The following is a 16,295-nucleotide window of genomic DNA, read 5'->3' on the forward strand; positions in this document are numbered from 1 at the left end:
CGGCGCCGGCCTGGGGGCCGGAGGCGCTACGAGGCGCCGAGCTGCATGGGCGTGTACTCGCGCTGGCGACGGCCGGCGGCGGGCTTCACCATCTCGGCGCCCACCACCATGGCGGCGAGGCCGGCGTTGATGATGGCGAAGGTGAAGTGGGCGCCGCGGTCGCCCTTCAGGCCCAGCGCCTCGATCTCGGCCACCGAGCGGCCGGCGGCGAGCGACTCCATGAGCGGGCCGTAGTCGGGGATGTTGATCCCCAGCCAGGGCGTCAGGTGCAGCAGCGTGAAGACGAGCGACAGGCCGAGCGCGGCCCAGCCGGCGACGAGCCGCGTGCGCCGGATCAAGAGCATGACGGCCAGGGCGCCGGCCAGCACGCCCACGGCGTAGCGGCCGTTCGGCTCGAGCCAGCCGATCCCCGAACGGGCCTCGGCCCATCCGAAGATCGGGTGGATCTCGAGGCCGATGAACTTGGGCCACACCCAGACGGCGATGAGGCTCGCGGCCAGAAGCCACGCGCCGGTCAGGCTCCAGGGGTTGAACTTGGTGGTCATGGCGTCCTCCGTTTTCGTGACGGGGCGCACGTCGAGGCCCCGCGTGAAGCGGCCCGACATCACGACCGGATCCGGTCGCCAGAGGGGCCCGGGCCGGAGCTTGACGTTGGCGCCGGGCCGCCCGTCGGCAACGGCGGGCAGGATGAGAAAACGTGATGGCTGCGATGACGGGTGGGACCCGGGGGGGTCAGGGGGCCGTCAGGCGGGCGGCTGGCCCTGGGCCAGGACCCCCTGGACCGCGGCGCGGAGCTGTGCGCGATCGATCTTGCCCATGGCGTTGCGCGGGATCTCCTCGGTCCAGGCGTAGCTGGGCGCGGGCAGGCCGGGCCGGCGGGCGAGGTGGGCGGCCAGGCTGTCGCGGTCGAAGCCCGGCGCGGCGACCACGGCGAGCCACGCCTTGTCGAAGCCCTTGTCGTCGGGCACGGCGAAGCAGGCGGCGTCGAGGACGCCGGGGCACTCCAGGGCGGCCTCCTCGAGCAGCGCCGGCATGAACTTGCGTCCGCCGAGGTTCATTCGGTCGTCGGCCCGGCCCTCGAGCACGAGGCGACCGTCGGGAAGGCGGTGACCGATGTCGCCGGTGAGGAACCCGCCGTCACGGAAACGTTCGGCGGTGGCGGCCGGGTCGCCGAGGTAGCCGTCCGCGATACGATCGCCCGCGATGCGGATGTGGCCCGAATGGCCGTCCGGGACCGGGACGCCGTCGTCGTCCACGATGGAGACGCGGCCCCCCGCCACAGGAAAGCCGATGGCGCCGGGATGGCGGTCGAGGTCGGCGGCGTGCGTGATGGCCGACAGGCCGGCCTCGGTCGCGCCGTAGACCACGCGAAGGTCGGGCGACAGGCGCGTGCGGGCCTCGCGGGCGAGCGCGCCGGGCAGCAGCGAGCCGGTGCAGAGCACGCGCCAGCCGGCCTGCGGCTGGAATCCGTCCGGGAGGACGGCCAGCAACTGGCGCAGCTGCATCGGGGTGAGCGCGATCACGCCGGGCGGCAGGGCCTCGAGCCAGCCGGGAAGGTCGCGGATCGGCAGGCCGCCGGTGAGCGCGGCGCCCAGGCTCCAGGCGCCCATGGCCAGCGAAAGGCCCATCATGGCGTCGACGCCGACGAGCGGGATCCACGTCCCGGCGCGGCCCGGGCTGTAGACGCGAAGGGTGGCGAGGTTGCGCAGTTCGAGGTTGCGCCAGGAGAGGCCGACCCGGCGGGGACTGCGCGTGGTGCCCGACGAGAGCATGACGCGGCCGAGGCCGTCGGGATCGCGCGCCAGCTCGGGCAGCGGGACAGGCTCGCGGGCGAACATCGCCGCCTGCCAGGCGCGGGTCAGGAACCGCGCGGGCGGCTGCGGCGCGGCGCCTCCGGCGTCGGTCAGGCGAAGGTCGGCGGCGTCGTCGTTGTGGGGCGAGGAGGCGACGCCCAGCCGCGACAGCGCGCACAGCACCACGAGCAGCAGGTAGGGATTGTCGACCAGCACCGAGACGACGCCGACCTCCGGCGTGACGCCAAGTTCGCCCAGGGCCGCGCCGCAGCGGTCGATGTCGGCGTCGAACTCGGCGTAGGTCACGGCGCGGCCGGGGATGACCACCGCGGGCGCGCGCGGGGTCCAGCGGGCGTAGTCTCGGACGTAGGCGTCGAACATGCGCGGGGACCCTAAGGCCGACTGGCCAGGGCCGAAAGGACGGCTTCGCGCAGGCGCGTGCGGTCCGTCTTGCCCATGTCGTTGCGCGGGATCTCGTCGATCCAGGCGAAGCGGGGCGGCGGCATGTCCGGATAGGCCGCCAGATGCGGCGCCAGGCGCTCGCGGTCGAAGCCCGGCGCGGCCACCACGGCCAGCCAGGCCTGGTCCAGGCCCCTGGCGTCGGGCACGGCGAAGCAGGCGGCGTCGAGGACCCCTTCGCAGGCCAGCGCCGCGTTCTCCAGCACCGCGGGCATGAACTTGCGGCCGCCGAGGTTGAGGCGCTCGTCCGCCCGGCCTTCGAGGATCAGGCGCCCGTCGTCGGTGAAACGCCCCAGGTCGCCCGTGTCGAACCAGCCGTCCTGGAAGCGCTCGGCGGTGGCCTCCGGGTCGTCGACGTAGCCGTCCGCCACGCGCTCGCCCGACACCATCACGGCCCCGGCCCGGGCGTCCGCGCCGTCGTCGCCGACGAGGCGCACGCGCGTGCCGGGGGGGATGAACCCCACGAGCCCGGGATGGGCGGGAAGGTCGGCGGCATGGGCGTGGGCGATGAGGCCGGTCTCGGTGGAGCCGTAGATGATGTGCATGTCCGGCGTGAGGCGCAGGCGCGCCTCCTGCGCCAGGGCCGTGGGCAGGAGCGAGCCGGCGACGATCAGCCGATGGTCGGCCCTCGGCCGGAAGCCGGGCGGCAGCGCGTCCAGCAGGTGGCGAAGCTGGATGGGGGTGAGCCCGACGAGCGTGGGGGGCAGGTCCTCGAGCCAGCCGGGCAAGGCGTCGGTGGGGAAACCCAGCGCGGCCTGGCCGCCGGTGGCCCAGGCGGCGATGACGTTGGCGAGCCCCATGGCGGAATCCACGCCGGTCCAGGGCACGAAGGCGCGGAAGCCGCCGGCCGCATAGGTGGTCAGCATCGAGCGCAGCACGCGGTCGATGCGACGCCACGAGAAGGCGATGCGGCGCGGCGCGCCGGTGGTGCCGGACGACAGCAGGATGCGCCCCACGCCGTCCAGCGGCAGGTCGAGCGGCTGCGGTGGGCGGGGCTCGGCGGCGAGGATGCCCTCCACCTGCGCCTTGTCGAGACGCAGCCGGACAGGTCCGGGCTGGTCGTCGGGACCGTCCACCAGGCGGACCATGGCCCGGGGATCGCCGGCCGGCGACGTGGGCACGCCGAGCCGTGCGAACGCCAGCAGCGCCAGGAGCCTGAGGTAAGGACTGTCGAAGCGCAGCGAGACGACCATCTCGCGTCGCCCCAGCCCCAGGTCCACCATCGCCGCCGCGAAACGGTTCACGTCGGCGTCGAGGTCGGCGTAGCTGACCGCCCCGCTGGGCAGGGACACGGCGATCGCGCGTGGGGTCAGGCGCGCCTTGTACGCGACATGGACGTCGAACATCGCCCGAAACTAGCGGCGCCGGACGGCGGCTTCCAGAGAACGCCGCCGATCAGGCGAGCATGGCGCTCGCGCTGCCGTCCCGCGTCAGGGCGCGGCCGATGGCGTCGAACAGCGCCTGCATCTGCACCGGCTTGTGAAGCAGGTCGTCGGCGCCCGCCGCGAGGGCCTGGGCGCGGATGTCGTGGCCGTTGTCGGCGGTGACCACCACGATCGGAACGTCCGCCTTCTCGTCGCCCCGGGCCCGGATCGCGCGGATGGCGGCAAGGCCGTCCATCCCGGGCATCCGGAGGTCCATGAGCACGAGGTCGAACTGGTCGGTCTCGATGAGATCCAGGCCCATGAGGGCGTTCTCGGCCTCGACCATGGGCACCTCGGCCGCCAGGAGCATGCCCTTGACGACCTCACGGTTCATCGCGTTGTCGTCGACGAAGAGCACCCGCACGTTGCAGCCTCCCGCCCTTGAGGTGGGCGCACGCCACACTAATTCCAGAGCGGTTACAAAAGTCTAAGCGTCGTTGACGGCGACGGCCGGCGTCTCGGCCGACGCCGAAGCCGCGCCGCAGAGGCCCTTGAGCGCGGCGCCCAGGTCGGCGGCGCCGACGGGCTTCTGCACGACGAGATCGGCCCCGGCGGCTTCGAGCAACCCGGCGTCGTCGGGCGAGCCGGCCCAAAGCACGGCGACCCGGGCGCCGGCCGACGCGTCGACGAGGCCGGGCAGGGCGTCGGCGGCCGGGGAGTCCGCCGCGGCCAGGGCCTTGCCTTCCACGAGCACGATGTCGAAGCGCCGCACGGCCAGGGCGGCCCGGGCTTCGTCCAGCGTCGCGGCCATCTCGAGCGCCGCGACCTCGGAGCCCAGCGCGGCGCGCATCAGGCCCTGGGCGAGCGGATTGCCCTCGACGAGCAGCAGGGCCGCCGACGCGAGGCTCTCGCCGACGGGCGCGGCGGTCTCGGCGTGGACGCGGCGAAGCGGCAGCCGGACGGTGAACCGCGAGCCTGCGTCCAGTTCGCTCTCCACGGTCAGGTCGCCGCCCATGGCGCGGGAAAGCCGCCGGCAGATGGCGAGGCCCAGGCCCGTGCCGCCGTACTTGCGGGTCGTGCTGTCGTCGACCTGGGAGAAGGCCTCGAAGATCTCCTCGAGCTTGTCCCGCGGAATGCCGATGCCGGTGTCCGAAACCTCGAGCGCGAGGATCTCGCCGTCGGACCCGGCTTCCACGCGGGCGGTGAGCGCCACGTGGCCGGCGTCCGTGAACTTGATGGCGTTGGCCAGCAGGTTGAACAGGATCTGGCGCAGGCGGCCCGTGTCCTCGGTGACGAGGTCGGGGACGCCCTCCCGACGGGCGACGAGCGTCAGGCCCTTGCTCTCCGCCCGGTCCGTCCAGAGGCGGGCGGTCTCGTCGAAGAGCCGGTGCAGGTCCATCTGCACGGGCGAGATGGTGAGGGCGCCGCTCTCCATCTTGGCCACGTCCAGCAGGTCGTCGACCAGCGCCAGCATGGTTTCGCCGCTGGTGTGGACCAGGCGCACCTTCTCGCGGACCGGCTCGGGCAGCCCGCGGTCGGCCAGGATGACCTGCGTCATGCCCATGATGCCGTTGAGCGGCGTGCGGATTTCGTGGCTGGTCATGGCCAGGAAGTCGGTGCGGGCCTTGAGGGCCTGGTCGAGCGCCTGGTTGACGACCTTCAGCTCGTCGTGGGCGGCCCGGATGTTGTCGCGGCTCTCCCGCATGTGATCGGCGAGCTGGATCAGATGGGCCTCGCGCTGTTCCACCACGGCGCGGGCGCGCCGCTGGAGTTCCTCGCGCACCACCCAGATCAGGCAACAGGCCTGCGCGACGAGGACCGGGGCGGTCTCGACGCTGATGGGCGCCCAGGCCTGCAGCGCCATCGGACCCCCGATCGCGGCGGCGGACACCAGCGCCTGGCGGCGGAGCGTGCGCGCGTAATCACGCCGTCCCCGCGGCCGCAGCACAAAGGCGGCGAGCCCCGCGAGGGCGACCACCAGGGGCAGGGACAGTTCGCGCAGCGCCCGTCCCGCATGCAGGCTCTCGTAGGCCAGGGCGTGGATGTAGACGCCCTGCAGGACGCCTCGCATGGGGGTGGCGAACTCGTCGCCGAGCTCGAGGGCCGTGGCGCCGATCAGCACGTTCCGCCCGCGCACCAGGGCCGGATCGAAGCGGCCGGAATAGACCGCCTCGAAGGACAGATGATCGATCTCGCGAACGCGAATGCCGTAGTCGATCAGGAACGCGCCGCCGCCCGGGGGACGCCCGGCGAGGGTGGACGCCATGGAGGCCCGTTCCTCGCCGCCCGCGCCGAAGGCGTTGCGATATCGGCGCACGCGTCCGTCGCTGTCCACCGGGACATTGACGCTGGCCAGCACCGCATGCTCGGCCAGGTCACGGATGGGTTCCGCCTGGGCCTCGCGCCGCGCCTCGCCGCGGCCCGTCGTCTGGACGAAGGTCGGCAGGACCACCTGACCCGGCCGTCGCGCGATCGCCGCCGCGAAAGCGGCGTCCGCCTCGGGCGTCGAGCGGGCGCTGAAGTCGACGTCGAGACCCACCACCTGAGCGCCGGCGCCGGTGAGGTTGTCGATGACGCGGGCGAAGCGCTCGCGGCTCCAGGGCCAGGCGCCGGCGGCCCGCAGGCTGTCGACGTCGATCTCCACCACCGTGAGCGTGTCGCTGGCCGGACGCTGAAGAAGTCGAAACCGCAGCTGGGCGAGGCCGTCGTCCAGGGGCCGCAGCGCGCCCAGGCCGTACAGCAGGCCGACGGCGATGGTGATGAGCAGGACGCCCGCCGCGGTCCGGAGACGTGCGGCGAGCGTGGGCCGCTCAGGCTGGGCGGACGTCGCCGTCAAGACTTGCCGTTCCCGCCGTTGCCGTTGCTGTTGCCATTGCCGCCGCCGCCCGCGTTGCCGCTGCCTCCGGCGTTACCGTTTCCGCTGCCACCGGCGTTGCCGCTGTCGCCGCCTCCGGCGTTTCCATTGCCACCGGCGTTGCCGTTGCCGCCAGCATTGACGCTGTCACCGCCGCCGCCATTGCCGTTGCCGCCGGCGTTGCTGCCGCTGGAATTGCCGTTCCCGTTGCCGCCGGCGTTGCCGTTGTCACCGCCGCCGCCGTTGCCATTGCCGCCGGCGTTGCTGCCGCCGGAATTGCCGTTTCCGTTGCCGCCGGCGTTGCCGTTGTCCCCGCCGCCGCCATTGCCGTTGCCGCCGGCGTTGCTGCCGCCGGAGTTTCCGTTTCCGTTGCCGCCGGCGTTGCCGTTGTCACCGCCGCCGCCGTTGCCGTTGCCACCGGCGTTGCTGCCGCCGGAGTTTGCGTTTCCGTTGCCGCCGGCGTTGCCGTTGTCACCGCCGCCGCCGTTGCCATTGCCGCCGGCGTTGCTGCCGCCGGAGTTTCCGTTTCCGTTGCCGCCGGCGTTGCCGTTGTCACCGCCGCCGCCGTTGCCATTGCCGCCGGCGTTGCTGCCGCCGGAGTTGCCGGTTCCGTTGCCGCCGGCGTTGCCGTTGTCACCGCCGCCGCCATTGCCATTGCCGCCGGCGTTGCTGCCGCCGGAGTTGCCGTTTCCGTTGCCGCCGGCGTTGCCGTTGTCACCGCCGCCGCCATTGCCATTGCCGCCGGCGTTGCTGCCGCCGGAGTTTCCGTTTCCGTTGCCGCCGGCGTTTCCGTTGTCCCCGCCGCCGCCATTGCCATTGCCACCGGCGTTGCTGCCGCCGGAGTTTCCGTTTCCGTTGCCGCCGGCGTTGCCAGTGTCACCGCCGCCGCCGTTCGCAGGCCCGCCGTTGCCCGGACCCGGGCTCGCGCCGCCGCCGGCTGACCCGTTCTCGGCCCCGGCGCTTCCGCCGCCGTTACCCGCGCTCGGACCGTCGACCTGCGCCGCTCCGCCGCCCGGCGCTCCGCCGCTGTCGGCGACCTGGAAAGACCTCGCGTCGCTGCTCGCAGCGGATTCCGTACGGACGGAGGCCGAGGCCGCGGATTCCCTCGACGCGCCGGCCTGGGCGGGCGGCGAGGTCGCGCCGGTGAACGCCGGCGTCACGACCGCGGGGGCGCCCGGGCCCTCCACGAGGCCGCCCGAAACGACGCTGTAATCCAGCGCGGCCACCTGGACCGGCGGCGCATCGTCGAGCGAGGCGCGGGGCGTCTCGACCTTCAGGTCCGCCGGCGTCTCCCGCGCGATGCTGCCGGTGGCGCCTGCGCCCACGTCGCGGGACGCGCCGCCCTGGTTCGCGCGCACCTCGACGAGCCCCTCGGCCACGTGCACCGAGTGGACGCCGATCTCCACGTTGACGGTGAAGGTGGTGCCCTTCACCACGGCGGCCAGCAGCGGCGTTTCCACACGGAAGTGCTGCGAGGGCTTCTTGTCCACCTGGAACAGGATGGAACCCAGGTCCTGCATGACCCGCGTCATGCCCGCGTTGGACTCGGGCGCGACGGTCATGCGGCTGTTCGGCGCCAGGGTGATCCGCTGGGCGCCGTTGAAGAGCGCCGCGCGTCCGCCTGCAGCGGTGGTGACGATGCTGCCCACCGGCAGCACTTGGTTGGCGGCGGCCTGGATGGGCGCCTTGCCGGGCGCCGCCACGCGGACGACGCCAGTCACCTCCACGAGCTTCCAGTCCGCGGCCTGCGCCGCATTGAAGCCGAACGTCACGAACGCCGTAAACGAAGCCGCGAGAGCAGTGCGTGTGAAGGTCATGGCATGTTCCCCCTGGCCGAAGGGCCCGGTGTAGATTGCCGCTGACTAAACGATTGAACTGAATCGACCGCTAATATCGTTGGTTTCTATTCTTCGTTAAGGCGCGGTTTATTCATACCTGCCTAGTGTAATTACGCTGCATTCATTCTCAGAAGTCATCCCCCCAAAGTGCGACATCGTCTTTCCCCCCCTCTGCGGACGGTCGCTCTGGCGCTCTTGGCGGTCTCGCTGGGCGCTGCAGGGCCTGAGCCCGCCACGACGGGGCCGGGCGCCGCCCCCGCCGGCGGCCGCTTCGTGCTCACGGGCCTCACCGTCGATGGCGTCACCGCCTACCCGCTGAAGGACCTCGCGCCGCTCTACGATGATTACCTGGCCCGCGAGGTCACCACCGAGGACCTGGTGAAGATCGCCCAGGCGATCACCGACAAGTATCGCGCCGACGGCTACTTCCTCACCCGCGCCGTGGTGCCGCCGCAGGGCCCCGGCGGCCACGCGCGGCTTCGCGTCTACGAAGGCTACATCGGCGACGTGGAGGTGAGCGGCGACGCCGCGCCGGCTCTCGAGGCGCTGCTATCGGGCCTGACCGAGCGGCGGCCGCTGCGCCTGACCGACCTCGAGCGGCGCCTCACGCTGGCGTCGGACCTGCCGGGCGTGCAGCCGCGTTCCCGGATCGAGCCCGTCATCGACGATCCGGCGCGCCACAGGCTGGTGGTCGCGGCGGGCCTGCGGAAGTGGAGCGGCAGCGTCTATCTCGACAATCGCGGCACGGATTCCGTCGGACCCGTGCAGGCCACCGGCCGGCTCGCCCGCAACAGCCTGGCGCGCCCGGGCGACCAGCTGGCGCTGTCGGTGCTCACCGTGCCGGACGACCCCGGCGAGTTCGTGCAGGGCGAGCTGTCGTACGGCGTGGCCTTGCCGGCCGGCTCCCGCCTGCGCGGGGCGTTCTCGGCCTCGCGGTCGCGGCAGGGCTCGACGCCGCTGAACAACAACGTCGGCACCGAGAGCCAGGCGGCGAGCCTGCGGCTCGCCCATCCCCTGGTGCGCGGCCGACGCGAATCGCTCTGGGCCGCCGTCACCCTCGACGGCCGGCACGTGGAGCAGGCCTACCGCAACGGCGGCCGCTACTCGGACGACCTGCGGGTGGTCCGCGCCTCGCTGCAGGGCGATCGCGGCACGGGCGCGAGCTCAACCAGCGTCTTCGCCCAGACGTCCCACGGACTGGAGATCCTCGGCGCCACCGCCAGGCCAAGCCGCGGCAACTCCAGGTTCGACGCCGACGGGTCGTTCTGGAAGCTGAACGTGGGCGCGAGCCATTACCGCGACATCGGCCGGCGCGCGGGCCTCTACCTCGCCGCCGACGGGCAGTGGAGCCCCGACCGGCTGCTGCTCTCGGAGGAGTTCGCGCCGGGCGGCCTGCCTTACGGACGGGCCTACAACTACGCCGAGATCTCGGGCGACAGCGGCCTCGCGGGGCTGGCGGAGCTGCGCTACGGCTTCGCCCCGGAGAAATCCGCCGTCAGCTTCTTCCAGACCTACGCCTTCGTGGACGGCGCCAAGGTGTGGAACCACCGGACGCCCTTCGGCGGCCGGTCCGCGGCGTTCTCCTCCGCAGGCGCGGGCATGCGCGTGACGCTGCGCGGGCGCTTCACCGTGCGGGTCGAGGCGGCGCGGCCGCTGACGCGCACGCCCTTCGAAGAGGGCGACAAGGACTGGCGAGGCTTCGCCTCGCTCTACGCCTGGTTCTGAGGCCCGGTCACCCCCTCTCGCTTCGCGAGCTCCCCCAGGGGGGGAGCATCATCCGCGAGGTTCTCCCCTAGCTGACGGTGTCCTCGCGGATCGTGCGGCGGGCCATCCAGAAGCAGACGAAGGCGATGACGCCGATGGTGGCCGAGGCGATCAGCGCCCAGCGGACGCCCTCGGCCGGGCCCATGCCCAGGCCCTTGTTGAAGTAGTCGGAGAGGAGGCCCACGCCCAGCGGGCCCAGGCCCAGGCCGATCAGGTTGATCGTGAAGAGCAGGATGGCGGCCGCGGTGGCGCGCATGTGCGGCGGCACGACGGACTGGCCGGTGCCGTAGACCGGGCCGTACCAGAGGGTGCCGAGGAAGCCGTTGATGGCGAGGGTGAGCAGGCCGATCACCGCGGAGTCCACGGTCACCGCGAAGATGTAGACCGGGATGGTGATCAGGCTGGCGATGGCGGGCGCGACCATGTAGGCGCGCAGGTCGTTCTTGCCGAACTTGTCGGCGATCATGCCGCCCACATAGCTGCCGATGGCGCCGGAAATCCCGCTGATGAGGCCGAGCGCGAGGCCAAGGAAGCCCACGGACTTGAGCCCGAAGCCGTCGGCCAGGGCGGCCACCTCGGCGGTGTGGTTGCGCAGGAAGAACGACGCGGTGAAGGGCGCGTGGCCGTAGCCGATGAAGGCCTTGATCGCGGCGGCGAAGGCGATGAACCAGAACGTCGGCCGCTTGCCCAGATAGGCCATGGTCTGGCCGAAGGTGGCCGACGCCGCCGAGACCTGGGCGGCGTGCTGCGCCATGAGCCGGCGCGGCTCCTTCAGCGTGAAGAAGGCGAGGGCGGCGAAGATCAGGCCCGGGGCGCCGGCGATCAGGAAGGCGGCGCGCCAGCCGTAGGCGTCGGCGACGAGGCCGCCCATGACGAGGCCGATGAGGCCGCCGATCGGCGTCCCCATGGAGTAGAAGGCGAGGGCCGAGGCGCGCTTCTCCTTGGCCACGTAGTCGACGATGAGCGAGTGGGCGGGCGGCGTGCAGCCGGCTTCGCCGACGCCCACGCCGATCCGGTAGAAGATGAGCTGCGCGAAGTTGGTGGCCGTGGCGCAGAGCGCGGTGAACCCGCTCCAGACCGCGACGGCGCTGCCGATGATGTAGGCCCGGTTCTTTCGCTCGGCGAGCCGCGCGATGGGGATGCCCAGCACGGTGTAGAAGACCGCGAACGCCAGGCCGCTCATCAGGCCGAGCTGCCAGTCGGCGAGGTGCAGTTCGTTCTTGATGGGCTCGGCCAGGATGTTGATCACCTGCCGATCGAGGAAGTTGACGATGTAGATGCCGAGCAGCAGCCACATGACGTAGCGCGTGTAGCCCGCCGAGAACGTCGCGGGCGCGGCAGGGGTGGTGGTGGGGGCCGGCGCGTCGGTGTTGACGGCTTCGGTCATCTGAAGGCGCTTTCCTCGGACTCTTATGTGTTGCGGCGAGTTAGATGGCGCCCGGCCGCGGGCCGCAACAGTTAGAGTGTTTCAGAACAGCAGTATGGAGCGCGCATGGAGCTGGTGATCGGAACGAAGCGGTGGTCGACGTGGTCGATGCGGCCGTGGCTGGCGCTCAGACGGGCCGGCCTGCCGTTCCGCGAGACCCTGGTGGAGCTGCGCCAGGAGAACAACGTCTCGGCCGACCGCATCCGGGCGCACTCGCCCTCGGGCCTCGTGCCGGTCCTGAAGGACGGCGACCTCGTGATCTGGGATTCCCTGGCGATCTGCGAGTATGCGGCCGAGAAGGCCCCCGACCTGTGGCCGCGGGACCCGGCGGCGCGCGCGCTGGCGCGGGCGGCGGCGGCCGAGATGCACTCGGGGTTCGCCTCGCTGCGCGGCGAGTGCCCCATGGCTCTGGACGAGCCCGTGCGCGAGGTCGCCCTCTCGCCCGCGACCGGCGACAACCTGCGCCGGCTGATCGCGATGTGGGGCGACATGCTCGGACGGTTCGGCGGGCCCTTCCTGGCGGGGGACTGGTCGATCGCGGACGCCTTCTACACGCCCGTGGCGACGCGGGTGCGCACCTACGGGATCCGGTTGTCGGACTACGGCGACGACGGGCGCTGCGGCCAGTACGTGGCGCGGCTGCTGCAGACCCCGGAGTTCCTGGAGTGGGAGCGTGACGCGCTGGCCGACGCGCAGCGCGCGCGATGAAGCGCCACGCGGCGCTGCTGCGCGCGGTGAACGTGGGCGGCCGCAAGGTCGCCATGGCCGAGCTGCGGCAGGTGGCGGAGGCGGCGGGCTTCGAGAGGCCCCAGACGCTGCTCGCCTCCGGCAACCTCATCTTCGGGACGGACCTTTCCAAGGCCGCCGCGGAGAAGCGCCTGGAGGCCGAGATCGAGGGGGCCTTCAATCTGTTCTCCGACGTCCTGGTGCGCGACCTCGCCGACCTCGAGGCGGTGGCGGCCGCGAATCCGTTCCCGGACGAGGCGAAGACGGAGCCCAACCGCCTGATGGCCATGTTCCTCTCGGGCGACCCGCAGGCCGGCCTCGAGACGCTGGAGTCGGCCTGCGTGGCCGGCGAATCGGTGCGGCCAGGGCCCGGCTGCCTCTACATCTTCTTCCCAGCGGGGGCGGGGACCTCGAAGCTCGCCAACGCCGTCATCGAGCGCCGGCTGAAGGTGCGCGGCACGATGCGGAACTGGAACACGGTGGGCAAATTGTTGGCGGCGCTCGAAGCGGCGCCGTCTTGACGCTGCGTCGGCTGGCGGCGCGCGGAATGGCGCCGTAAGCTCGGTATGTCGGGGGGAAGAGGGGCGGAGATGGGCTGGATCGCAGCCATCGCATGGGTGACGACGCGGTGAACGCGTCGCCGCCGCTCAAATCCATTCGGCCCGCGATCTCGGCCAAGCCGGCGGTCGACACCGGCCGCGCGCTGTTCTGGCGGCTGATCTGGATCTATTCGGTCGCCACCCTGATCGCGGTGTCGGTGACGCTGCTCCTGGGCCTGCTCGGCCTGGAGTTCACCCTCCGCCAGTGGCTGATCTTCTGGATGGCGGTGCCGTTCGGAGTCGTCTTCTTCACCTCGCTGGACTTCTGGGTGATCGGCCGCCAGGTGCGGCCTCTGTCGCCGGTTCTGAGCGCGCTGGACCGTGGCGAGAAGCCGTCGGAGCAGCAGATCGCGGGCGCGCTGGTGCGGGCGCTCAACATGCCGCAGCTCTCGGCCGTGCGGGTGATCACGCTGCACGGACCGGCCGCGACGCTGTCGCTGATCGGGGTGATCTTCACCCTGAACACCTTCTTCGACGCCGGCATCGACATCTGGCAGCTGATCGCGCTCGCCACCATGATCTTCGTCTTCGCCTCGCCGGCGCATGCGATCTTCGAGTTCTTCGCCGTCTCCAAGGCGATCGAGCCGATCGCCATCCGGCTGTCCCGGCTCCTCGACGGCCCGATCCCGCCCGAGCAGGCGAAGGACCTCATCTCGGTGCCGCTGCGCAACAAGGTGCTGTTCCTGGCGATCTTCGTGTCGTCGCTGCCCCTCGTGTTCAGCGCGGTGTCGTTCCAGTTCAAGTTCGACCGGGTCCTGCAGGCCCACGGCTTCGTCGTGCCGGCGGACGAGGTGTTGGCCAGCTACATCTGGGCGTTCGGCGTCGTGCTGGTCTCCATCACCGGCGCCATCTCGATGGCGATCCTGACGGCGCGGGAGGTGTCGAACTCGGCGGCGCGGCTCGTGGAGGCGATGCGCCAGGTGGAGAGCGGCCGGCTGGACGAGGCCGAGCTCGAGGTGCTGACCACGGACGAGTACGCCGACATCAACCGCGGTTTCGGCCTGATGCTGGACAGCCTGCGGGAAGAGCAGCGGCTGCTGGAGGTGACCCAGGACCTGGCCGGCGAGCTCCTGCTGGAGGCGCTGATCGGCCGGATCATGACGGCGACGACCGAACTGCTGAACGCCGAGCGCGCCTCGCTGTTCGTCTACGACGAGAAGAGCGACGAGCTGTTCAGCCTGTACGCGGACGGGCTGGAGAAGGTGCAGATCCGGGTGCCCACCAGCGCCGGGATCGCGGGCGCGGTGTTCACGACCGGCAAGACCGAGAACATCACCGACCCGTACGCCGACCCCCGGTTCAACCAGGACGTGGACCGGCGCACGGGCTTCCGCACGCGCTCGATCCTGTGCGTCCCGATCACCAACAAGGCCGGCGCCCGCATCGGCGTGGCCCAGGCGCTGAACAAGAAGGGCGGGACGTTCACCAGCAAGGACGAGTCGCGGATGAAGGCGTTCGCGGCGCAGATCGCGGTGAGCCTGGAGAACGCCAAGCTCTTCGACGACGTCCTGTCGATCAAGAACTACAACGAGAGCATCCTGCAGAGCACGTCGAACGGGATCGTGACGGTCGACTCGGAGGCCAAGGTGGTCACCGCCAACGAGGCGGCCCTGGCCCTCCTGGGACTGGCGCGGGAGGCCGTGCTGGAGCGGCCGTCCTGGGAACTGTTCACCGGCGACAACCACTGGATCTCGGAGAACCTGGCCAAGACGCTGGCGACGGGCGAGACGCACCTGGCGGTTGACGCCGAGCTGACGCGGGGCGCGGGCGGTGGCAAGGCCTCGGTGAACCTGACCACCCTGCCGCTGCTGGATTCCAGCCAGGACCAGATCGGCTCGATGATCGTGCTGGAGGACATCACCGAGGAGAAGCGCGTCCGCTCGACCATGAGCCGCTACATGTCGAAGGAGGTGGCCGACCAGCTGCTGTCGGCCGGCGAGCTGGAACTGGGCGGCACCGAGCAGAAGGTGACGGTGATGTTCTCGGACATCCGCCGCTTCACCTCGATCGCCGAGGCGCTCGGCCCGCGGGACACGGTGAGCCTGCTGAACGAGTACTTCACCGAGATGGTCGACGTGATCTTCCAGCACGGCGGCATCCTCGACAAATACATGGGCGACGGGATCATGGCCCTGTTCGGCGCCCCGATCGTCGGGCCCAACGACGCCGACAACGCCGTGGCCGCCGCCGACGACATGATGGCGCGGCTGGCCGAGCTGAACCGGCGGCGGGCGGCGGCGGGGCAGGAGGCGCTGGCCATCGGCATCGGCTTCTCCAGCGGCCCCACGGTGGTGGGCAACATCGGCTCTTCGCGGCGCCTGGACTACACGGTGATCGGCGACACGGTGAACCTGGCCTCGCGCCTGGAAGGGACGACCAAGCAGTACGGCGCCGGGATCCTGCTCTCCGAGTTCACCGTCCGCGACCTTCAGAAGCCCGCGACGCTGCGCGAGCTGGACCTGATCCGGGTGAAGGGCAAGGACCGGCCCGTGGCGGTCTATGAGTCCCTGGGCTACCGGGCGGGCGAGCCCAAGCTCGGCGAGCTTTTGGAGCTGCATGCGGTGGGCCTGAAGGCCTACCGGACGCGGGACTGGCGCGCGGCCGAGGCGGCGTTCAAGACGGCGCTCAAGGTCTATCCGGACGATGGCCCGGCGCGGGTCTACCTGGACCGCTGCCGCCTGCTGGCGACGGCGCCGCCGCCGAAGGACTGGGACGGGGTCTGGAACCTGACCGAGAAGTAGCGAGCCGACGGCGCGTAGTCTCGTCGGGCGCTGCGGCGCGCTCAAGCCGGACGTCCAGGATGAGGCGGGCCCGGGGCCCCTCAAGGGCCGCGAAGGCCTTCCACAGACCCCACGGTGACGGCGCGCCTTTCGGCCCGCGCCGTCTTCGAGAGACCCAGTGTCGTGCGAAAGTCGCGCTCTTGACGGGTATTTGACGTGGCCGACAGTTGGATCGTCGAGGCACCGATTGGCCCGATGTCATTGGGGGCCGTGATGCTCGTTCAGAAACTCAGACTGCAGCAGGGCTGGTCCCAGGAGCAGCTCGCCGTCCTGAGCGGCCTCAGCGTCCGCACAATCCAGCGCCTGGAGAGCGGAAAGCCCGCCACCGCGGAAACCCTCAAAGCCGTCGCGTCAGTCTTCGAAATCGACTTCAACCGATTGAGGGAGGCGGTCATGGACCAGCCCAACACCACCGCTCAAGACCTGCGTGCGGACGAAGCCCTAGCCCTAGCCCACGTGCGCCGCATCAAGCTGTTCTGGGTCAACCTGATGGTCTTTGTCAGCGTGGCGGGCAGCCTGATAATCACCAACTGGCTGACCTTCCCACAATACATGTGGTCGCTCTGGATGGGCGCGATCTGGGGCATCATGGTCCTGCTCAACGCGATCCAGGTTTTCCTGAAGGTTCCCTTCCTCGACCCAGTCTGGGAGAAGCGGCAAGTGGAGCGCCTTCTGGGGCGACCACTTTGAAC

12 protein-coding genes are annotated in these 16,295 nt (G+C 71.2%); 5 read left to right on the plus strand and 7 right to left on the minus strand.

The annotated features are described in order from the left end of the window. Window positions 1–26 precede the first annotated feature (26 nt). The 6 genes from AC2D8W_RS18275 to AC2D8W_RS18300 all read right to left on the minus strand — a co-directional run bounded on the left by AC2D8W_RS18275 (window position 27) and on the right by AC2D8W_RS18300 (window position 8,287). Window positions 27–545: a hypothetical protein gene (locus tag AC2D8W_RS18275; protein ID WP_484672722.1), complete on the minus strand. Its 519-nt coding sequence runs from the start codon at window positions 543–545 to the stop codon at window positions 27–29. A 198-nt stretch (window positions 546–743) separates the two neighbouring features. Continuing rightward, window positions 744–2,174 (minus strand): class I adenylate-forming enzyme family protein, encoded by a 1,431-nt coding sequence (locus AC2D8W_RS18280; RefSeq protein ID WP_484672723.1) that lies wholly within the window; start codon window positions 2,172–2,174, stop codon window positions 744–746. Between the two features lie 11 nt (window positions 2,175–2,185). Beyond that, window positions 2,186–3,598: a class I adenylate-forming enzyme family protein gene (locus AC2D8W_RS18285; protein WP_484672724.1), complete on the minus strand. Its 1,413-nt coding sequence runs from the start codon at window positions 3,596–3,598 to the stop codon at window positions 2,186–2,188. 49 nt (window positions 3,599–3,647) lie between these two features. Continuing rightward, entirely contained in the window at window positions 3,648–4,040 is a 393-nt protein-coding gene (locus AC2D8W_RS18290; protein ID WP_293480688.1) for a response regulator, read from the minus strand. Window positions 4,041–4,103: 63 nt separating this feature from the next. Continuing rightward, window positions 4,104–6,452, minus strand: a complete 2,349-nt coding sequence (locus AC2D8W_RS18295) for a CHASE2 domain-containing protein (RefSeq protein ID WP_484672725.1) — start codon at window positions 6,450–6,452, stop codon at window positions 4,104–4,106. Further along, a complete protein-coding gene (locus tag AC2D8W_RS18300; protein ID WP_484672726.1) occupies window positions 6,449–8,287 on the minus strand; it encodes a FecR domain-containing protein in 1,839 nt (612 codons plus the stop codon). Before AC2D8W_RS18300 ends, AC2D8W_RS18295 begins: the two co-directional genes overlap by 4 nt. A gap of 216 nt (window positions 8,288–8,503) precedes the next feature. Between AC2D8W_RS18300 and AC2D8W_RS18305 the strand changes: the two genes are divergently transcribed. Continuing rightward, window positions 8,504–10,033 (plus strand): ShlB/FhaC/HecB family hemolysin secretion/activation protein, encoded by a 1,530-nt coding sequence (locus tag AC2D8W_RS18305; RefSeq protein ID WP_484672727.1) that lies wholly within the window; start codon window positions 8,504–8,506, stop codon window positions 10,031–10,033. Window positions 10,034–10,100: 67 nt separating this feature from the next. On the opposite strand, the gene AC2D8W_RS18310 is transcribed toward AC2D8W_RS18305, so the two are convergent. Next, window positions 10,101–11,459 (minus strand): spinster family MFS transporter, encoded by a 1,359-nt coding sequence (locus AC2D8W_RS18310; protein ID WP_293480696.1) that lies wholly within the window; start codon window positions 11,457–11,459, stop codon window positions 10,101–10,103. 105 nt (window positions 11,460–11,564) lie between these two features. Here AC2D8W_RS18310 and AC2D8W_RS18315 point away from each other — a divergent pair, with 105 nt between their 5' ends. From AC2D8W_RS18315 to AC2D8W_RS18330, 4 genes are all read left to right on the plus strand, one after another. Continuing rightward, complete coding sequence (locus tag AC2D8W_RS18315) at window positions 11,565–12,206, plus strand: glutathione S-transferase family protein (protein WP_484672728.1); 642 nt, start codon at window positions 11,565–11,567, stop codon at window positions 12,204–12,206. Further along, window positions 12,203–12,745 (plus strand): DUF1697 domain-containing protein, encoded by a 543-nt coding sequence (locus tag AC2D8W_RS18320; RefSeq protein ID WP_484672729.1) that lies wholly within the window; start codon window positions 12,203–12,205, stop codon window positions 12,743–12,745. Before AC2D8W_RS18315 ends, AC2D8W_RS18320 begins: the two co-directional genes overlap by 4 nt. 92 nt (window positions 12,746–12,837) lie before the next feature. After that, window positions 12,838–15,564, plus strand: coding sequence for an adenylate/guanylate cyclase domain-containing protein (locus AC2D8W_RS18325; RefSeq protein WP_484672730.1), 2,727 nt, complete (start codon window positions 12,838–12,840; stop codon window positions 15,562–15,564). Between the two features lie 195 nt (window positions 15,565–15,759). Further along, window positions 15,760–16,293 carry a 2TM domain-containing protein gene (locus AC2D8W_RS18330; RefSeq protein ID WP_484672731.1) on the plus strand — a complete coding sequence of 178 codons (534 nt, stop codon included), beginning with the start codon at window positions 15,760–15,762 and terminating at the stop codon, window positions 16,291–16,293. Window positions 16,294–16,295 lie beyond the last annotated feature (2 nt).

This window comes from Phenylobacterium sp. T106, assembly GCF_057219735.1.